Origin of the sequence: Shouchella tritolerans (assembly GCF_025770735.1) — a bacterium.
Classification (GTDB): Bacteria; Bacillota; Bacilli; order Bacillales; family Bacillaceae_D; genus Shouchella; species Shouchella tritolerans.
This window is the reverse complement of the sequence record NZ_JAODPB010000002.1, coordinates 39,977-60,158: the sequence shown is the minus strand read 5'-3', so window position 1 is coordinate 60,158 and position 20,182 is coordinate 39,977. Positions and strand designations below refer to the sequence as shown.

Genomic DNA, 20,182 nt, shown 5'->3' with positions numbered 1-20,182 from the left:
GATGACATTTTGCAGCTTCTTCACAAACGTAACATCCTTTCTATATAGGCGGAGGCTTTCTCTTTATTCAACAGTTCGGGCAAACAAATATGCCGTAACGAACACTGTCGACAATGCTTGCCCGTCTTTACTTTTGGGGTATGTCGCTGTCGAAAATAGCGATGCATCTCCGTTGTGATGTCCCGCACTTTATTTCGGAGTTCATCTGTAATGGTTACTTCCTCGCGTCTTCGAGTCTCATTGTAATAAAGATAAGCAACGGGAATCGGCGGATGGACGAGCATTTCTTCTAAACACATCACTTGCGCAGTTAGCTGCAGGCGATCCGCGTCATGAATCTTGGTTTTACCACGTTTGTACTCTACAGGATGAACGCGATAAGTTCCTTGTTCTCCAGCAATCGGCACGCCTTCAGGATGCTGAACGCATTCCACAACGTCGCAAATCCCGCTGATTTCCAAGCTTGCAGATTGAAGAGGGAGGGCTCGTACAATGAGCAGCTCGCCCCTCTTTTCCCTGCTCATGGCGTTGTCAGCTCGCTTATGGACCAGTTGACCTTCCAGTGTCAGAACATTGTCCTGCCATTCCTGCTCAACATGGATTAACGCCCATTGTCTGCGACAGAAAACAAAATGTTGAATGCCGGACAACATAAGAAAGTCGTCTTCGTTATAGACCATCGTATACTTCACATGCCAAGCCTTCCAATGTTTCTATCGAGATGTCATAGTCGTTAATCGAATGAACCTGTTCGGCTTGTTTATTAATCTTTAGAGCGCGATGAATCTTGGCCGACGAATACTGGCCAATCCTGGAGGAATGCTTCCACCACAACACTTTGTTAACCTCCATGCTTCCATCGGGTCTTGCAGAGGAGGCGTCATTTACGAAAAGTGTGATCAACGCCTGCCGGATTTTCTCGGCATCGGCTTCGGTGAATCCCGTCTTCTCTGCCAATTGCGGATTGATGCTGCCATGAAACACATAGACGCCAAAATCTACCCGATGCTTCATCCCCATCGTATCCGGGGTTTTCTCGCCCGGATTCTTTTTATTAGTGGTGGAGTTGACACTCTTGGTAATTTGCATACTGGCGACGTCTACGGGGTCCAAACTGGTTGCGGTATGAATCGACACCGGCCCCCGCACACCAATGGATAATTTATTGTCCTTGAACGCAAAGACTTGCCCGAAGGCCCGCACATCCAGCCATTGCTGACAAGCCAGCGTTGCTGCGATATCTTCATCGCCCTTTGTATCATTGAGTAACTTTTTCAGTTCCTCAACCGATTCCGCCCGATCCTTCAGACTGCGATAGCTGTCATTTCTTCGTTCATCCGACTGGACAAAGATGGATTCTCCCTCGTCTTGCAGCCGGTTGCGTATTTTACGTTTAAGCGCCACATCCGACACTTCACCATGGCCCATAAAATCCTGACGAGGTCGATTGCCGTTCAGCGGATCTCCGTTGGGATTGGCTTTGTTTACTGTAAAAACAACCGAAAAATCAATTTTATTCTGCAGCACTGTCATCCTTCTCTACCTCTTTCGTTTTATATAATTCTTGAACCTGACTGCTGTAACCAATTAGAAACAACGGTGATAATGCCGTATTGTTCATGTCCAACTCGCGGATCGACGCTTCAACTTCTTGTATCAAAATCTGATAATGCGTTGCCTTCTTCCCCATCCGATTGAAATAAGGCTGCAATTGTTTGCGGATCACCAGCCATGTTCTGGCCGGACGATTGGCAAAAGCATTGAAATAACGCGTTGCATTGGTGGCGCGATTTTCTTTCTGCTCGCTCAAAATCCGGCTTTCCATCACTTCCGCAATCCCCAGCAAACGCCCAAACAAATAATCACGGGATTTATTCTTCACGTCTAAAGCCACATTCAATCCCTCCTTTTCATACATTTTATTGATCAGTGCGGAAGCGATGTTTAAAGTAGCTTCCCATGATTCCTTCGTATTTTTAAAACTTTCCGGATTCTTCACACGTTCGAAAATGGAGTAAACGATATCTTTAGGGATCGCCTGTTTCTCGACAATGCAAGGCAGCAGCCGGGTGTACAATTCCTTCTTCATCCTTACATCGGCTTTCTCCCCGTACACAGCCTGGGAAATTCGGTAAGTAGAAGGCGTACCTATGTACGTAATCACTTTGTGTTCTTCTTTAGTGGTCTGCAGCCAGCGGCAGGTTTCATGCCAATGCCTCAGATTGCTCAAGTAAAGCTTACTGTCGACTTCCTGGTAATAGACAATCGATAATCGTCCTGTCGTGGCCGCATCCAGCGCCATGACGATCGTCTGGTCAAAGAAATCGCTCTCGAAGCTGTGGGCCAATCCTTGTAGCGCCTTTGACACCTGATTGGCTTCAACGATTCCTGTACCTCGTTTGCGTTCAGCATCTTCCTCCCTTTCGCCGGGACTCTGCAGCGCCGTCAGCAAATCCAGCGACGACGCAAATACGTCCGTTGCAGTTTCGCCGAGCTTCCTAAATACAACAAAATATCTAGAATCAACATAACTTCCCTGCCGTTGAATCAGCCAGCGTAAGGCATGATGCGCTTTCTGCGATGCGTGGTAACCAATCTGAACTGCTTCCTCTGCTTCTTTCCATTTGCCGCGGAAGGTATGGGGGGAACTTGCAGAAATCAGCTTCGCTCGGTCACCAGCATTGCGAATTCCCGAACCATGTTGGGTAGGCAACATCCTCCCATCTAACTTACCTGTAGCATAACAAAGTAATCTTTCCTTATCCTTAGCCAGCACCTCATTCGTATATTGAATAAAAAGCTCGAACAGTTCTTTGTCCTCCCAGATGTCCCTATCTGCCGGATGCGGCTTGACAACTGTAAAACGGACGCCAATATCGAAGATGGTTTGCTGCAGCAGCTGATATAGCGGCGGTTTATCCGTATTCAGTACCTGAGATGCGCGGTCGTCCCACTTCTCGATGAGTTTCCCATCTGGATACTGCCTGATCAATCCCGCTGCGATGAGATCTTGAATTACTTGCCCCTTGGTCACGTAGTTTGTGACCGCGATGACTTTGTGATGGCCATAAGCAGAGCTCGCCCATTTTTCCATTTGTTTCATGTATTCCCCAAAGTTTTTGTTTCGCTTAGCGTTAGTGCCGAACTTTATATAATCGCCCGCCACATAGAACAACTTGTCGTGAATATAGTGAGGAGCCACCTTTTCCCCTGAGCGGTTGGCCGAATCAAGCGTCATCGGCGTAATCGTTCGCGAATCCTCCTTAGGCACAACTTCCGCTTTATAAAACTCGCCTTCTGCCGTTACGGTAATCGTCACTTGCACCCCTTGCGTCATGTGTGCAATCGGCAGCAAAGTGAAGCGTTGCTTCTGACGAATGGCAAACTCCCCTACCTCACCACTGTTTTTATCATACATAGTTTGAAGCTGTTGCATCCAGGCCACGGCCCTCCCTCCTTTCCTTCTACTCCTTGGTAATCAGTTGCATATTTTGCCCCAATACAAATGATTTTCTGTCCATTTCCTTCACCGGCCGAACCCATTCACATTGCTCTGGCGGCGGAAAGTCAATCACCCCGTTAACCATTTCGGCTGCCCACAGACGTGTTTCCAGCTTCGTTCCGCCCGTTTCATCTGGGTAGTTAAATCCGTGAAACATTGGACCAAAGGCAATCTCTCCATAGTTGTCATAATAGCTTGTACCGGAACCAAATGCAGCGTACTCGACGTAGCCCTGACATTCCCTAGTTCCAAGGAAGATATCTCTTCTCCCTCCCTTTAAGACAGCGCGTTTGGCAATATTATGATGCTTCTCCTCGACCCAATCTGCTTTCAAATCTGGTCGAAGTTGATTAAATTCAAAATGAGCCCGTACCTGATAGCACGGATTGCGCAAATAGGTGTAGTAAGCGAGGTCATTTTTGTTATCATGATATCTGATCGGACGCATCCCTTTTACCTCGGTCTGAATCGGATGCATGACTCTCACTTTATCGACAATCCACGTAATGCTAGGTTTCCAGTAAATGGATTCCGTTATTCCTTTGAGCGCTTCGTAAGTCGGCACCTGATAGGTAAATTTCTCGCCGCCAATCTTGGTGATCGGATCGGTAAATAGTGCGTATTTGCCATGGACGACGTATTCAATCTGATTGCGCATGTAAAACACCTCCTCTAATGTAATCCGTTTTTAATAGGAATACAGGACAGCCGAACCGCCGCCATCGACAGCCAGTCCATAATCATCGCTGTATGCCTGTTCATCGAGATAATAGATGCTCTTTCCATATAAGGCATGAACTAGACTGGTCTGGCCAAGCTCAAGCAATGTTTGTGAAAACACGTTTATGCTGTATTGTTGAGCTTCCTTGATCAGTTGATTGAAGATGGACAAGTCTCGGATCTCTTCATTCAATTGCACGATAATTTCTTTTCCCCGTCCATAAGGGACCAGAACGGTGGTTGTCGGAGAATCAATCGCTTGAAAATGCGCTTCTAATGTTTTATACATGGAAGGCAGGATCGTCTTCTGATACTCCTTGAATAGCTTGTTCTCGTCAATCAATTCGATCAGCTCTCGCTGCAACTTGGGATGGGTCATCCGGTTCTGATGATGTAGCTGATGATAATAATATTGGTAGTAGCGCCTAATCGAATCAGGATGCAACAACCGGCGCCTGTAATCAGGGTCATTCAATATATAGTCAATGGTCACGGCTTTGCCATGCTTGATCTCCGGCACACGATCCAAATACTCATCGGACACATTGACTAGATAGATATAACCTCGACCCTCCTTGCCATGACGATTACATCGTCCGGCTGCCTGGGCAATCGAATCCAATCCAGCTACCGCTCTCAGCACAGCTTGAAAACTAATATCCACCCCCGCCTCAATCAATTGGGTACTAATGCACAAAACGGGTTCACCGGTTTCTAATCTCTCTTTTACTTCATCTAGAATAACTGTTCGATGCGCCGGACACATCAGCGTGCTAAGGTGATAAACATGTCTTGCGCCCTTTCCGGTCATCGCTTCAAACAACTGCTGTACACTCTTTTTGGTATTCAGAATCACAAGCAGCGAATGGTGCCGCTCGTACAGCTGCTGCACATAGTCGGCCAACCGCCCTTCATCCATACCGGCAAGAGCCTGGTCCTCCAATTGAAACTCCACACGCTCGAATGCCTCGACCACCTGATCCAAATCTGCGACCATTTCATGGTTCGTCGAGAGATGCAGCGGATAGCGCATATCAGCCACGGCAGGCTGTGTGGCTGTACACAGCAAGATACTGCTGCCCCCAATATAGTGGAGAAAGTTCACTGCTTCATTGAATAAATGATAATGCTGAAAGGGTACCGACTGCACCTCGTCAAAAATAATGACGCTGTTCATCAAATTATGTAATCTTCTGGCTTTTCTCGTCCCTTTCGCATAGAAGGCATCCAGAAGCTGCACCATCGTTGTAAATATAATCGGGTAGTCCCAGTTATCCCTGGCCAACTGCAGCTGTTTATGTAGGGGTTGACCATAGTAATCAAAGTCATGATCCAGCAGTTTGTCATCAATGACATTGCCATGATGCTCCAGAACGCTGGTCTGATTTTGAATGATTTTCCGGATAGCAGCCGCATTCTGTTCCAGTATGGTTGTATAAGGAACCACGTAGATGATGCGGTCTTTTTGTTCCTCCAGCGCATGCTTCAAGGCGTACCGCAAGCTCGCGAACGTCTTCCCGCCGCCAGTCGGAATTGACAGGGTGTATATGCCGGTTGGGCGAGACGCCCAATCATCACATTGAGCGGACATCCGGCTACGCAATTCATCGATGCGGCTCTCGCTTCCACCCGCCTCCCACTTCTCCACCTGTTCCATCAGATGTCGATACGATTGTTGAAAGAAAGACTGAACATTGACTTGCAGCGGACTATGATCATTTTCTTCAAACCTTCTGGTATTAGTCCGGTCTGCGTCGATCAAACAACTGAATACCGTCTTCATAATCAAACTTAGACTGAGTAGCAAGGGATAATGTTGAAACTCGCGGCGTAGCTCCAGCAATTTGCTCAAAATATCCTGCATTTCCTGGGTAGATTCCTGCATCAGGCGTTTCACCGTGGCCGTATTTTCATGGAACTGTTCAAAATTGCGAACCACTTCCTCATAATAGGGCAGTTCCTTTTCAAGCACTCTCCGGATAAAGTCTGATTTACCATCTTCCCCTATGAAATCCTGCAGACCGGAATGATGCGAGAGAATTACCATCCCAACGACCTCTACGACCAGATTTTGCGCCCATCGCTCGATCCCAGGCTGTTTACCGACGTCGTGAATATAGTAGTTCTCATATAAATATCTCGCTCCGGCCGTGGAATGGTCAATGTAGGGCGACAATCGTTCCTTGTCAATCACGACCTTGTGAAGATAACCGCTGAATTCACTCGTCCATTTGCCCATGTCATGAAGAAAACCGCTAAGTTCCGCCATGTTCTTTACTTGCAGCTTCCTGCCAAATTCCCTTGCCAAGAACGCTGTTTCTGCTGAATGCTCACCGACTGTTTGAACCGCAAGATCAGCCTCTCTAATATGAGCTGCAAATCCCAGATTCATCACTCCCTTTCCAGTTGTGTTGGTAGCCTTAATAGATACATGCTTATATATGGGAAAATGTGACACTATCAAGACTTTGGAATTAATCTATTATTCTATTATATTTCATTATATGACAAAATGCTACAATAATAAAGGAATTTAAAACTACATCGATTGTCCTAGGGAGAGACTGCTTCTCACAGTGAAACTGAGAGACCCCCTGCATTTCTCGCTTGGCTTAATATGGAGAAAAGATAAATATCTCTCTTATGCCGTCCACGAGTTAATTTAAATGTCAGAATAGTTCGTTAAATAAGATCACAAAAAGTAAAAATGGATATTCGCTAAATCTACATTTTAAAGAACACTAAATACGGAAAGAGTATGTTCAAGGCTCTTTTACGAGGATAGCCCATCCACGTAAGAATTGTCTGACTTTATCGAATATAAAAACAAGACTAGAGCAACCTTTCAGTAACTCTAGTCTTGTATGATTGAAAAAGTTATGGCCTTTTATGGTTTTATTGATTTTGAGATGCCTCCTTTTTCTCACCACGGACAAAATCAATATCTCCCAAAACTTGTGGACGGAACAACTTCCACGAAAATGGTGTATTTCCTAAGTGCATGAGTGGCTGCTCCCCATAATGAGATGAAGTCACTTCAATAAGATCATCCCAGTGCTTTATAGCATGTGGTGATTCTAACCACTGTAATGCCTTTTGACGTTCAGATTCATCTCCGGTTTCTAAGTACATTTGATAACAAACTCCAGCACGTAGTTTATCAGCAAAATAGAATCCTAAGTAAGCCCAAGCCTTAATATCCGCTTTTTCACAGCACAGAACAGGTGAATCATGATCCGCAATCGATGCAAGTAATTCAAGACTATGCTGTGAATCCTTCTCCAACGTCTCAGCTAGTTGAATCGGAGTCACCCATCCTTCAGTCGATTCTTGATTCATTTTGCGATTTACATAATCACGAATAGATAGGTATGTTGATTCGATTGGCTTTGTATTTAATAGATCTTCAAGCGAAATAAATGCTTTGCCTGAGTTATATCCGGAAGTATCCGTCGAGAGAAACCCTTCAGCATATAAAGTAAAATCCCATAAGGTTAAAAAAGAGGATGCAAGTGCCAATGGCATTTTACTAACAGCTGAATATGCTTCAAGCAGCGGACGTCCATTCGATTGACCATATCGGCGTCCCAGCTCCTGTGCGAACACTTCATCAGGTGTTGAAGGATCAAATAATAACCTTCCCCATAACATGTAATATAGCCAATGTTTTTCGAACGCATAAGACCATTGGAAATGATCACTTTCCCGTGAGTGAGAATAATCATAGGCAGGAATGAAACACTCCGATCCGATAAAATATCCTCCTACATAATCATGACCATTTTCCTTAATATGTTCTCTGATGAAGTCTGGCTGCGCCCAGCGTAAAGTGAAAAAATCCTCATTGCGAGCCATCCATGCAACTTTGTAATTTTTCGGATCTGGATTCCAATATTCCGTTAATTTATCACTTCGACCTCCGTGCGTGATTCGTAGCTTTGGAGTTGAATAGGCATGTGACCAATTAAACTTTAATTCCAACCAAACTGGTTCTGGCAGAAAATCATTTTTTTCAATGGCCTCTCTTGTAATAGATGGATCAATAGTAAAAGGAGCACGATAAATATACTTAACAGGCCTGTTGGCATCTTTCATACCTTGATAGTAAACGTCCTCAATCCATTTCTGACGCTCTTTCGGAGACAGGCCATTCATTCTTTCGCCTAAGGACGTGCTCAAGCCAGTAAGATCTGGATACTCATTGATCAGTTGTGTCACACATTCACGATTGTATTGTTTGATTGGATCCGTCGAATATCCATCTCCATGATGATAAAACTCCTCATCACTAATCGAATTCGGATCGTAGTGTTCACGGAACGATTCAGAGACAAATATGTTCCAAGTCACTAAGTACGTTTCAATTCCACGATCTTTTGCCATTTGGAATAACGATGTCCAAAAATGCTTCCAATCTGCTAGCTCTTCATCTGTATAAGGGGTCGCTTTTGGAAAGTTTTTAGGTTTAATCATATATGGAAATGGGTGCATGCTCCATAAAGTCAGTACGTTAAAGCGATTTTCAGCCATCATATCTAAATATGATCTCCAAAACGTAAGGTCGCGCACCGTTTCTTTTTGTATGTCAAAAGAGTGATTTTTCCTATAAGACGACCACGGAAGATTAAATTTCAACGCACGAAATGAAAATCTTGGGTTCATGGTACATTCACATATATTTGAAAGGCCCCGATTTTGAAGTTGTTCACAAAGCTCAAAAATTCCATACATAGCGCCAGAGTCATCGCCGGATAGAATATAGAAAGTAGATTTCCCCTCAAGAACTGAATGTCGAATCTGAAAACCTTCTGAACTTAGTGAAGGTTTAACAGAAACTCCATTTCTAGTATGTCCTTTTCTGTTTTTCACAATGATATTATGAGTGTCTACATCTTGTTTTAAGGCAACAGTCCATATTTGATCCAATTCGGTTAACGTTTTTTTAAGTTTACTGATTGCAAATTGTATCTTTGGTGATTGATCCGGGTAAACAAGTGTGATCATAAAGAAGTGACCCTCCTTACTTCTGATTTTAGTAGGTTCTTATTGCGTTTTGGTCCCTTTTGCGGAGTCCCACTTACAAGCGGCGTCTCCTTGATAACAAGGCACTCGTTCCTATTGGATCGGTTAGTTCAAGAAACCACTGTTCTTCGATTCAGTGCCCACTATCGAACTTAAAAGGACTAATACTCCCATTCATGCGAAAGCGTTTGCAAATCGCGGTGTATTAATAGTATTCTATTAACAAATGATAAGATATAATTATATTTACTTTTTTAGCACATATTTTTCTAATAAAAAGAGGTGCCTTAAATGGAATCAAATCCTACATATGAAGATTTTGAACAAATATGTAGCTTATTAAATACTGTAACTAAAATTGACATTAGACTTACGGATTCTACAGGGACCGTTTTGCAAAAATATGAAAGCCTAATGCTTCCTTCAGTCCCAGCAAATCCGGATAATAAATACAGTTACATAACCGAGCGCCTCCATCACTGTTCCCCTCAGACATTCCAACATCATGTGGACTCAACCGGCATCGAGTATGTTTCGGCAGGGATTTGGAAGCAAGACAAAATCCTAGGCTCCATCATCGTAGGTCCTTTCATCTCAACTGAAATAGAATTAACATTCCTTAACAAAGAGCTTTCCAATAACGCTCTGCCTCTCGGTAAACGTTCTCAAATAGAACATTTCTATAAGTCGCTTCCAGCTTTAACAAAAAAAGAATACAATGCGATCGGAACATTGCTAGTCAATCTATTGTTACGCGAACATACTCCTGCGCAAGAAATCCGTTCAACGATGAAGAGGAACTCTATTAAAGATAATGTCTCCGTCCTTAAGATGGATCCTCGTATTATAAGATTTAGGTACGATCAAGAAAAGAAAATAATGAACGCTATTGCGACAGGGAATAAAAAAAGAGTATTCGAACTTCTGGCTACGCTTTCGAATAACGATTTGTCTTACCGATTCCCTGATAATCCGATTCGTGCAACCAAAAATATCACCTACGTTTTCACAACGCTATGCAGAATTGCGGCCGTGAATGGCGGGGTAGATCCTCTTCATGTTCATTCTCTCTCTGAGCGATTTGCTTTGTTGATAGAGCGATCATCAAACCTGTATCAACTTAGTTCGATTCGGAGATCGATGGTGGAGGTTTATTGCGATGCGGTAGTAGAAGCGTCAACCTTACATTATTCTCCCTTGATAAAAAAGACGATCAATTATATTCAATCGTATTTAGAAGAACCACTGACTTTGAAACACGTCGCAGCCGTGGTTAAAACAAATCCAACCTATTTATCTAGAGTATTTAAGGAAGAGACGAACATGAACATGATGTATTACATAAATCTTAAGCGTGTAGAAGAGGCAAAACTTTATCTTCAAGGAGATACTCCCATAACCGAGATTGCGTTTTCGGTTGGATTTAATGATGCGAACTATTTCAGCAGGGTTTTTAAACAGATCGTCTCGGTTACTCCTTTACAATATAGAAAGAAGTATTATCGTTAAAAGCCTCCTATTTTTCGTTTAAGGAAGCCGCGGCGTGGAACAGGAATACCCATTAGAAGAGAACTTCGATCCCACGCGTCCGACGAAAGACATCTCATTCGCTAGCTCCCAGCAAGTGGCGTTCAAGACGACTGTTTTCAATCGCCAGCTCATTACTGAAATCAATGCCAAGGCGCTGATCTAGGTTATCGCCTTGGCAAGTTCAAAGCTTTGATCATCGGAAGTGACTTCCAGCTCGCCCCCGACTTCGATTCTGATGCCATCTAGTTCGGTGAGAAACCACTGATCCGCAGGGATTGTAGATCTCGCCACGGGGCTTTTTGGGCAGCAAGGGCAACAAGGCACAATATCTCACGCAGCATTTGCCATTGTTAATTGTGCGGCTTTCTTATAGAGGTCGAACGTTGTCTTACCTACATCAGCCATCTTAAATGTTGATCTGCCCCACAATGAAACGGGAAGTCTCTTCTCTTTTCATGGCCATGGTTACGCCTACTCTTTCCTTTCTACTTGTGCTACACTCCCACGTATTTTTATCTCATATGGAATGATCTCTTTCTCAAACCGATACGTTTGCTCTTCAATTTGCCTCAGCAGCATCATAGCCCCTTTTTTCCCGAGTTCTTTATAGGAATAGTGGACTCCTGTCAAGGCGGGTCTTGATGCTTTCGCAAGTGTTGTATCGTCTAAACCTAACACAGAGACTTGATCAGGAACTCGGATATTGTTTGCAATCAAGCAGTTAATCGCGCCAATCGCCATCCCGTCGTTAACCGCCACGATAGCTGTCACGTCTTTATTTTTCATCATTAATTGCTTGGTAATTTCATAGCCTGATTCAATGCTGTAATCACCGTTGTAGATTTGTTTTTCCCCGATAGGCAGCCCTTTCGTTTCTAAAGCGTTCAGAAATCCTCTTAGACGTTCTTGGCTATTAGTGGAATCCTTTGGTCCACCAATAAAAGCAACGTGTTGGTGACCAAAGGCTATTAACTTCTCTGTAGCTTCTTTTGCAAACTGGAAATTATCGAAAGCAACGTATGGAATTTTTTCTTTCTCCGTTTCTTGCAGTAAGACAATAACAGGGAATGGTAAGCGACTGATCAGTTCTTCGTGTTCTTTTTTAAACGTTCTCGTAAAAAATAAAATCCCTTCTACTCGCTTGGATTGAAAGATATGAAAGTTCTTTTTCTCACTTTCAAAGTCGCCATTCGTACAAGCGATCATAATGTTAAAATTTCTCGCTTCTAGTTCTTCGCTAATCCCATAAATGCTATTCGGGATCCCTTCCCCAATAATACTGTGGGCAATGATGCCAACAAGACGTGTTCTTTTTTCAGCTAATTCTCGAGCAAGGATATTTGGACGGTAACCAGTTTCTTCAATAATTTTTTCGATCTTTTCACGGGTGCTTGGCTTTACTTTTTCGGGGTTGTTGATCACTCTTGACACCGTCGCAATGGAAACCCCTGCCTCCTTTGCAACTTCCGTAATGTTAATGTCTTTTCTCATTTTAACGTTCTCCCAGAATACATGCTATGGAAGTATTATAACTTACTTTTTAAAGCGATGTTAGAAATCCCATTTACGAGCGCTTACGCTCGCTTCCCCCTCTGAAAAAAAACGAATTCCCGTGCTTGCTTCATCTGGAAATATTCTTGCCGTAAACACTTCCTCTCCGTCATTAATGAAGACTTCTACCGAAGATTGATCAACAAAGATATGGAACTTCACGAATTCTCCTTGAAAGGAGCATTTTCGTACCGTGCCGTATTCCTCTGCAAATGGTTGGCCAGCACTCGTCCGGTCTAAAACGATCATCTGCTTGGCTTTATCGTATTTAATTACCGTTTTCTCTGTTCCGTTCTCTCTAATGTTAATGCCTACTACTTGTGCGCTACCTGCATCGAACTCGCAAAGTAATTCATAGATAGCCCCTTTAAAATCTGGGAATGTCTGTGTTTCATTCACCAGCTTAAACGTTTTTTCGACTTTTTCTTTTCTTCGTTTTTTTAATTCGGGTACTGGTTTTTGTAGCAATTGATTCCCTTTTAGAATGAGCTCCCGTGGGATTGTTAAACAATGGGCCCAGCCATGTTTATCTGTTGGGTATTCGATCTCTGGGAGCCCCATCCAACCGACACATAAGTTCCTTCCACTTGGATCTTTCATTACTTGAGGTGCATAGAAGTCAAAGCCACGATCCAGTTCCTGAAACTTGCCATGATGAAATTGTTTCTCTTCGAAATCAAGCGGCTCTCCTATCAAATAGCCAGCTTGATAAAGATTTTGATAATGATTTCCTTGTGGCTTTAAGCCTTGTGGGGAGAAGATCAATATCCCCTTTCCATTCATCTCCAAATAACCTGGACATTCCCACATAAAACCAAATGAATCGAGTTTCGTTTCCAATTCACCGTGAAAATTCCATGACTGAAGGTCAATCGACTTATAAATGACCAAGCTTCCTGTTTTGTCTTCCCGTTGAGCACCGATTAACGCATAAAATTGGCCTTGTTTTTTGAACAGCATTGGATCGCGAAAATGATCCGTATAGCCCTCTGGCACATGATCAATGACCGGCGCTGGAAATTTGCTGACCTTATACGTTTTATCCATCGTCGCCATACATTGATAAGGATGTCGAACCCAATCGGCATCCCGTGTATTCCCTGTATAGAAAAGATAAAGCAACCCCTCATGCTCTAAAGCTGTCCCAGAAAAGGCGCCATGCGAATCAAAATAAGCTGTAGGCTCTATCCCGATCCCAACATTCTCCCAATGAACAAGGTCGGTGGATTTTGTATGGTACCAATATTTAAGCCCATGAACAGGTCCTAGTGGAAACCACTGATAAAATAAATGGTATTCACCATTATAATAGGAGAAGCCATTTGGATCATTTAATAAACCTGTTTCTGGTTGAATATGAAAAGACTGCCTCCAAGGACTGGCGGATACTTTCTCTTTTAGTAGCATGATCTCTTCTTTTGTTGCCTCTTCAATCTTTCGATAACGTCTTTCTCTCGTCCACTCCATTTAATCACCTTCCTCGAGTAAAGAGAGGAGCAGTTTCACACTCCCTATGCTTTGTCTTTATAACGCTTTGAAAGCAATACGGTTAAGCTAAATGTCACGACAAACGCAATCACCATGCCGATCACATAATGGATTAATGAATCAGGGCGAATTGAAATAATCCCCGGCAATCCTGCAGCACCTAAAGCGACTGCTAAAACATTGTTCAATGTGATATAAGCGTTAGCAACTGCGGCTCCAACGAGTGCTGCAAAAAATGGATAGCGAAGTTTTAAATTAACCCCAAACATGGCAGGTTCAGTAATCCCGAGTAATGCTGAAATACCTGAAGCGGAAGCCACTCCTTTTAGCTTCTGACTTTTCGTTATAAATAGGACAGCAAGTGCGGCTGCTCCTTGGGCAATGTTTGCCATTGCTGCTGTTGGGAAGATAAATGACCCACCCGTTTTCGCCATATCTGCCAGCAGTTGTGTTTCAATCGCAATAAAGCTATGGTGCATTCCGGTAATGACAAAAGGTGCATATAAGAAACCTAGAATCGCCCCGCCGATAGGTCCGGCTGTTTCATATAGGAAAACAATGCCGTCTGTTAAGAAATAACCAGCAGAACGAGTCAGTGGTCCAACGAATGTAAACGTTAAAATACCAGTTATAAACAGACTTAATAATGGCGTTAGCAAATTATCTAAAACAGTTGGGACGATCTTTCGCAAAAACTTCTCCAGTTGAGCCAAAATGTAGGAGGCAACTAATACTGGTAATACGGTACTTTGGTAGCCTACCATCTCAATGTTAAAGCCAAGGATATTCCAAACAGGCACAGTGCCTTCTAGCTTTGCTACAGCATAGTCATTCCCATTTAACAAATCGGGATGAACCATTAACATCCCTAAGGCAGCACCTAAAAACGAATTTCCTCCGAACCTTTTTGCGGCCGAAAATCCTATGAGAACGGGCAAATAAACGAATGGCGCATTGGCAAATGTATTAATGAGCGCTGCCAAATCGGCCATGTTTGGATATGCTTCGATCAACGACAAGTCATCAAAAAACAGTCCTGAGGCTGTTAAGACGTTATTAAGCCCCATTAACAAACCACCAGCGACAATCGCCGGAATAATTGGGACAAAAATATCAGATAGCATCTTTACAAATCGTTGAAGCGGATTTAATTTTTGATTCGCTGCATCTTTCACATCGACAGTGGACATTTCTTCCATATTTGTTAAAGCTGCAAGCTCCTGATAAATTTTATTTACGGTCCCACTCCCTAAGATAATTTGGTATTGACCACCTGTAGAAAATGTCCCTTTTACAATATCCATATCCTCAAGCTTTTTCTGATTAACATTGCTTTCATCATTCAAAACCAATCGTAGCCGTGTTGCACAGTGGGAAGCAGCAGCTACATTTTCCTTTCCACCTAACGCATCAAGAATCTCTTGAGCTTTTTGTCTGTCATTCATGATTTCCCCTCGTTTCAGATTTGAATTCAATCAATTTAATGTAAAGCTTTACATTTTGGAGTAATAAATAATGTAAAGCCTCACACAACAAAGTTAAAACATATATGTAAAGCTTTACATTTAGTATATTAAAGGAAGCGATCCTGAACGTCAAGTTTTTCTTGTCTTACAGAAAACTTGATTCCACTATACCAAAAAGGAGAAAAGCGCCTTTCTCGCTTTTCTCCTTCAAGTGAGCTTATACCATCTCTTCTAACAGGGTAGGGCTTAACTGTTCCAATGAATCGATTGTGATATCTGCCAGCGATAAATCCATTGCAATAGACCGATGCTTTCCCCCACCTTTTTTCATGCCTGCTCGGGTTGCTGCTAGTAAGCCATTCGATGAGTCTTCAATGACAATGCATGGTTCCGGAGCTTGGCCGAGCCATTTCGCCGTCTGCAGGAAAATCTCTGGATCCGGCTTGCTATCCGCAAATTCTTCTCCGCTCACAACCACATCGAATAGATGCGCCAATCCACAATCTGTTACTATTCGGTTGATTCTCTCTCTGTCAGACGAAGATGCCAATGCTATACGGACTCCATTGCTTTTAAGGCTTTCAATTAAAGCCGGACTGCGGGAAATTGAATGTCCTTAAAGCAACATTCTTTTCCTTGAAAGTATTCGTACTGATATTGGGTTAGTTCTTCTACCGTTTGGGAAAGCACACAATGCTCCTTAATCAATTGCCATTTCCGTTTTGTGCAGCCACCAATCAATTGCAATCTGATTTCCTCGGGAACAGAAATCTTTAATTGCCGATATAAACAGGCTCACTGTCTACAATCACACCGTCCATATCAAAAATGACTGCATATGCGCCTTTCTTTTTCATCCTTTTACTTCCATTCTAAGCTGATTAACTGCTTGATTTTCTCCACTTCTGTTTTGCCAGTCTTTTGGTCAATCAGTGATGTATACAAATGAGGAATCACCGTTTTTGCCCCGTTGTCGAGACAGACTTGGACGATGCGCTCGACATTGTCCAAGTCGATTCCTCCTGTCGGCTCAAAGATCGTTAAACCGGCATTGACAGCTGCTTTGACCATTGCTGCGACTTCATCAAGACGTTTTTCTCCATCGATCGGATAAAACTTGACGGAATCTACACCAATTTCAGCAAGCATGGCCGCAGCCAGTTCACAGGAAACTTTTTCTTTGAAATTAGCACTGTGAGGCCCAGTGGAAATATAGACCTGACCAGCTGTCCCAGTTGGTTCGATCAGTGCATTGACGAGTGTCGTTGACGCCTTTAGCTCGCTCATTCGCCCACGTGTATAGCCAGCTGCTGGAAAGACTTGATTGATATGGTTTGGCACCGTCTTGGCGGAAACATCAGCAACGATTTTCCACATCGCAGGGTCGCCAGCACCTAGCCCTACTGAAACAGGAATATCGTTGTTTTTATACAATTCCACCTGTTCAATGGCTTCTTTGGCCGATGGAAAATGTTTGACCATTACGCCTATGAGCACACGGTCTCCAGCAACTTGCACTAACTCTTTTGCGTTTTCTACATCTTTGGCCAATACGTTGAAAATGACTTTTTGGTTCATGAGGACTGCCCCTCTTTCACTATCCGTTTGATTTCACTTGCAATGATGTCTTCTTGTCCTTTCAGTAAAGGACGGGGGTCAACTGATAAAATCCCAACATTTACATAATGATGGCGTAAAAAGATGGCTGGGTTGCCTGATTCAAGACGGTGGAGAAGCTCTGCCGCTGTCATGCCTGCTTTGCTAGGATCGACTTGAATTTGCGCACGATAAATCGCTCTTCCGGCCTCGTCTTGTTTGATCGAACAATGTAATCCTTTCACATCCGCCAAAGCATCGGCCAGCTTTGTCATACGTTCAATTTGTTCATCGCCATTGTCTTCCTTAAGCGGATATTGTTTCAAAGCGGCGATAAGTCCGGCAACTCCTTCTTTCCCAACTTTCATTGGCCGGCCAACCCCTTTGTATTGCATGCGGCACGCTTCCATCCATTTCTTTTTCCCGCAAATCAAACCAGAAGTGGGACCTTCCAATGCTTTTCCCCCACTGTAAATAACGATATCTGCTCCCATTCGGATATATGTTTGAAAATCTTCTTCTGCCGCTGCATCAACAATGAATGGTAACTGGTGTTCCTTAGCAATCCTCATCATTGTTTCAAGGGACTGCATGCCTTTTTGAACAGCATGATGGGATTTTATATAGAGAAGTGCGGCTGTTTTCTCTGTAATCGCCTGTTCGATATGATCCGCTTCGACCTTATTCGCATTGCCAACCTCGACAGGTTTCCCGCCACCCATTCGCACCATTTGGGCAATGCTGGCACCAAAATGAACTTGCTGGCCTTTTTGAATAATCACTTCATTCCTGAGCCCTTCGGAGTCCGGCATTCTTTCGATTAATGAAAGATTTTTTCCGGTTATCACCGAAGCTGTGGCGATGGCAATTCCTGCGGCTGCGCCGCATGTAGGGCAGCCGTCTTCCGCTCCTGTGTATTCAGCGATCACACTGCCGGCGAATTCCATCATTTCATCGATATCGACATAATCTTGCGCGGCACGCTTTAGCGCATCTGCGACTTTATCACTGACTGCAGACGCACCTAGAGCCGTCATTTTCCCACTGGCGTTAATGACTTTACGAAGACCCAACTGTGCAAAAAAACTCATCGCTCACTCATCCTATTCTAAAGAGATTGGAAATATTGCGCCAAAAATCATGGCGCCTAAAATCGCTCCGCCTGCTACTGGCTTTTTCCATATATAGAAAATCGCCGCACCAATGGTTGAACCAATTCCAATGGGGATCGAGGCACTTGCTGCAGAAAGGACAATTAACGGTCCGAGAAAGCGGCCCGATGTATTTCCTGCGCCCATCATAATATCAGCACCAAACGTAGAGTTGGATTGACCGACTGTTAATTTGCGTATCGCTAAAATGGCATAGCCAACGAGTGCCCCTAACAAAGCGCCTGTTAGCAAGGAAAGGATAAAATTTTCAATCGGGGCTGTGATACCCGACGCTAGCAGGATCGCCGGCACGCCTATGCCAAGACCTGTTTGCAGGGATCCGCCAATATCTAATATCCCTACGAGCGCTCCTTCCAACACGCGGGCGAATAAAAAGCTCGCTCCAAAAGCGGCTGCTGCCCCGTAGCCTGCTCCTTGAATCCCGGCTTCCAACATAGCGACAATTGCTACATCATTAAAAGCGCCAATTTTATACACATAGTACATATGCGTTCCGGCAAAAATGCCTGACGAAAGAAGGGCGACAAAAATGGGAAAGGACCAGTCCGCATACCAAAACGTTTTATACATATCTTTTTCAGCGAGAGACTCTGATTGCGTTGTCACCTTACTTCACCTCTAATCCTAACAGTTTATGAAAGTCTAAAAGCCATTCTGGTGGAGCCATGTTCATGCTCTCCAATAACTGAATATCGAAGCCACGGAAAAATGCGCTTAAAATAAAGAGAACGATAACAGAAATAAGCAATGTCTTCGTTACTTTCGTCCAACCGCTATCGTCGACTCCCTTGCCGATTAATATTCCAAGCACCACACCTGGAACAGCATTCCCCATAATCAAATGGGCAGCACCACCGAAAATCGTGCCCCAGAAACCAGAGCGCTTGCCAGCGTCTAATGCGGCCAACCAGAAAATGACGGGCATAATCGGATCGATTAACAAATTTGCTGCCGGCACAAGGACGTGGACGGCAATCGCTTGCAATGATTCCGGAATCGCAGAAGCTGTTAAGTTCAAAAAGGCAACGACGATAATCCCAATAATGCCGCCTGAAATCGCCATTTTTTTCGGATTATGTAGCGTATCTTCTGGGCGCTTGCCTTTGCGCATTAATACCGCTGCCGCCCAGTTAGGAATGATGCGGTGGTCAACATCTTGTGTGAAGGCACCTGCCCCGACAGAGGACGCCCACGCATTAAAGAAGAAGCCTAATCCGAATGAAAAGTGGGATGCCGCATCTCCCGCACAGGCATTTAGCTCCCCAAGTGTCCGGAATGCCCCCATTCCTTGTGCTTTTGGTGCATGGAACATCCGGGCAGCCCCAGCACCGACACCGACACCGACAAAAGCACCAATAATGATTGATTTTATTGCTACCTCTATCATCTCCATATGTTTCTCCTCCGCTATTTATCCGCTACTTGCCCATTGCGGAAAATATGATTTACAATCCCATCAGGCGACTCGATTTTTTTAAAAGGAATCTCCTCTACTTTCAGCAGTGTAATCTTTACATCCACTTCTATCTTGACCGTATACTCGCTTCTTTTTCTCGGGAAGAAAAAGAGCAAAAAGCGCTCCGTGTACGTATGCTCAATTGCTTCATTAACATGGATGCTTACAGGTTCAATACGGATAATCATCGCTTTATACTCATCCATCACTTTTCTCTGGATTTTCCCGAGCGCGGTGTTAATGGCAAGCTCCTTTGACTTTCCTTTGCCACTTACTATCACTGTGTGCTGGACCATCTTCTCCATCAGATTTACCCTTGCACTTTCTCTAAATAGGCTTCCGTAATTCTCTTGCCAAGCTCTTCTGTATCCATAAAACCAAAACCGAGTACTTTTTTTCCTTCATTAATGGCTGTGATGCCTTCATCAACAGAACGCATGCCATAATGTGCTGGGTAGCCGTATTTTGTTTGCGCAGTGATGGCACCTGCTCCACCGCTTCCACAGAATGAAATACCGATATCAGCATGCTCTGTATGCATCACATCACCAAGGCGCATGTCCGCACCAACGCCGGATATGACAATCGCCTTCCCACCAGCAGCTTCAACACCTTTTGCTACATGATGCCCTTTGCCTAAACGATCCCCAATAACAACCACAACTTGACTCATTTTGAC

18 protein-coding genes are annotated in these 20,182 nt (G+C 43.8%); 2 read left to right on the top strand and 16 right to left on the bottom strand.

Going from position 1 to position 20,182, the window contains the following annotated elements; genetic code table 11:
- Positions 1-20 precede the first annotated feature (20 nt).
- The 6 genes from cas4 to N6H06_RS06545 all read right to left on the bottom strand — a co-directional run bounded on the left by cas4 (position 21) and on the right by N6H06_RS06545 (position 9,226).
- Positions 21-692 (bottom strand): CRISPR-associated protein Cas4, encoded by a 672-nt coding sequence (cas4, locus tag N6H06_RS06570; protein ID WP_318527504.1) that lies wholly within the window; start codon positions 690-692, stop codon positions 21-23.
- Positions 670-1,533 (bottom strand): type I-C CRISPR-associated protein Cas7/Csd2, encoded by an 864-nt coding sequence (gene cas7c, locus N6H06_RS06565; protein ID WP_263705907.1) that lies wholly within the window; start codon positions 1,531-1,533, stop codon positions 670-672. Before cas7c ends, cas4 begins: the two co-directional genes overlap by 23 nt.
- Complete coding sequence (cas8c, locus tag N6H06_RS06560) at positions 1,514-3,436, bottom strand: type I-C CRISPR-associated protein Cas8c/Csd1 (protein WP_263706330.1); 1,923 nt, start codon at positions 3,434-3,436, stop codon at positions 1,514-1,516. Before cas8c ends, cas7c begins: the two co-directional genes overlap by 20 nt.
- Positions 3,437-3,464: 28 nt before the next feature.
- Positions 3,465-4,160 carry a type I-C CRISPR-associated protein Cas5c gene (gene cas5c, locus N6H06_RS06555; protein WP_263705906.1) on the bottom strand — a complete coding sequence of 232 codons (696 nt, stop codon included), beginning with the start codon at positions 4,158-4,160 and terminating at the stop codon, positions 3,465-3,467.
- Between the two features lie 30 nt (positions 4,161-4,190).
- Entirely contained in the window at positions 4,191-6,614 is a 2,424-nt protein-coding gene (gene cas3, locus N6H06_RS06550) for a CRISPR-associated helicase Cas3' (protein ID WP_263705905.1), read from the bottom strand.
- Positions 6,615-7,117: 503 nt separating this feature from the next.
- Complete coding sequence (locus tag N6H06_RS06545; RefSeq protein WP_263705904.1) at positions 7,118-9,226, bottom strand: alpha-glucuronidase family glycosyl hydrolase; 2,109 nt, start codon at positions 9,224-9,226, stop codon at positions 7,118-7,120.
- Between the two features lie 309 nt (positions 9,227-9,535).
- Here N6H06_RS06545 and N6H06_RS06540 point away from each other — a divergent pair, with 309 nt between their 5' ends.
- A complete protein-coding gene (locus N6H06_RS06540; protein ID WP_062747800.1) occupies positions 9,536-10,753 on the top strand; it encodes a helix-turn-helix domain-containing protein in 1,218 nt (405 codons plus the stop codon).
- A gap of 34 nt (positions 10,754-10,787) precedes the next feature.
- A complete protein-coding gene (locus tag N6H06_RS06535; protein ID WP_179290884.1) occupies positions 10,788-10,937 on the top strand; it encodes a hypothetical protein in 150 nt (49 codons plus the stop codon).
- A 308-nt stretch (positions 10,938-11,245) separates the two neighbouring features.
- Here the strand turns inward: N6H06_RS06535 and N6H06_RS06530 are convergent, their stop codons facing one another.
- The 10 genes from N6H06_RS06530 to N6H06_RS06485 all read right to left on the bottom strand — a co-directional run bounded on the left by N6H06_RS06530 (position 11,246) and on the right by N6H06_RS06485 (position 20,176).
- Positions 11,246-12,265, bottom strand: coding sequence for a LacI family DNA-binding transcriptional regulator (locus N6H06_RS06530; RefSeq protein WP_062747802.1), 1,020 nt, complete (start codon positions 12,263-12,265; stop codon positions 11,246-11,248).
- 60 nt (positions 12,266-12,325) lie between these two features.
- The gene (locus N6H06_RS06525) at positions 12,326-13,792 is read right to left on the bottom strand and encodes a glycoside hydrolase family 32 protein (RefSeq protein WP_263705903.1); all 1,467 of its coding nucleotides are present in this window, start codon (positions 13,790-13,792) and stop codon (positions 12,326-12,328) included.
- 44 nt (positions 13,793-13,836) lie between these two features.
- The gene (locus tag N6H06_RS06520) at positions 13,837-15,258 is read right to left on the bottom strand and encodes a sucrose-specific PTS transporter subunit IIBC (protein WP_062747806.1); all 1,422 of its coding nucleotides are present in this window, start codon (positions 15,256-15,258) and stop codon (positions 13,837-13,839) included.
- A gap of 238 nt (positions 15,259-15,496) precedes the next feature.
- Entirely contained in the window at positions 15,497-15,865 is a 369-nt protein-coding gene (locus N6H06_RS06515; protein WP_263706329.1) for an HAD family hydrolase, read from the bottom strand.
- 275 nt (positions 15,866-16,140) lie between these two features.
- A complete protein-coding gene (locus N6H06_RS06510; protein ID WP_062747809.1) occupies positions 16,141-16,857 on the bottom strand; it encodes a KDGP aldolase in 717 nt (238 codons plus the stop codon).
- The gene (locus N6H06_RS06505) at positions 16,854-17,966 is read right to left on the bottom strand and encodes a DgaE family pyridoxal phosphate-dependent ammonia lyase (RefSeq protein ID WP_263705902.1); all 1,113 of its coding nucleotides are present in this window, start codon (positions 17,964-17,966) and stop codon (positions 16,854-16,856) included. The genes N6H06_RS06510 and N6H06_RS06505 overlap by 4 nt, the downstream gene beginning before the upstream one ends.
- A 12-nt stretch (positions 17,967-17,978) precedes the next feature.
- Positions 17,979-18,617: a DUF4310 family protein gene (locus N6H06_RS06500; RefSeq protein ID WP_062747944.1), complete on the bottom strand. Its 639-nt coding sequence runs from the start codon at positions 18,615-18,617 to the stop codon at positions 17,979-17,981.
- A 37-nt stretch (positions 18,618-18,654) separates the two neighbouring features.
- The gene (locus N6H06_RS06495; protein ID WP_035204369.1) at positions 18,655-19,440 is read right to left on the bottom strand and encodes a DUF4311 domain-containing protein; all 786 of its coding nucleotides are present in this window, start codon (positions 19,438-19,440) and stop codon (positions 18,655-18,657) included.
- Positions 19,441-19,454: 14 nt separating this feature from the next.
- Positions 19,455-19,808 carry a DUF4312 family protein gene (locus tag N6H06_RS06490; RefSeq protein ID WP_062747813.1) on the bottom strand — a complete coding sequence of 118 codons (354 nt, stop codon included), beginning with the start codon at positions 19,806-19,808 and terminating at the stop codon, positions 19,455-19,457.
- Positions 19,809-19,813: 5 nt separating this feature from the next.
- Positions 19,814-20,176, bottom strand: coding sequence for a glycine-rich SFCGS family protein (locus N6H06_RS06485; RefSeq protein ID WP_263705900.1), 363 nt, complete (start codon positions 20,174-20,176; stop codon positions 19,814-19,816).
- Between the last annotated feature and the right edge of the window lie 6 nt (positions 20,177-20,182).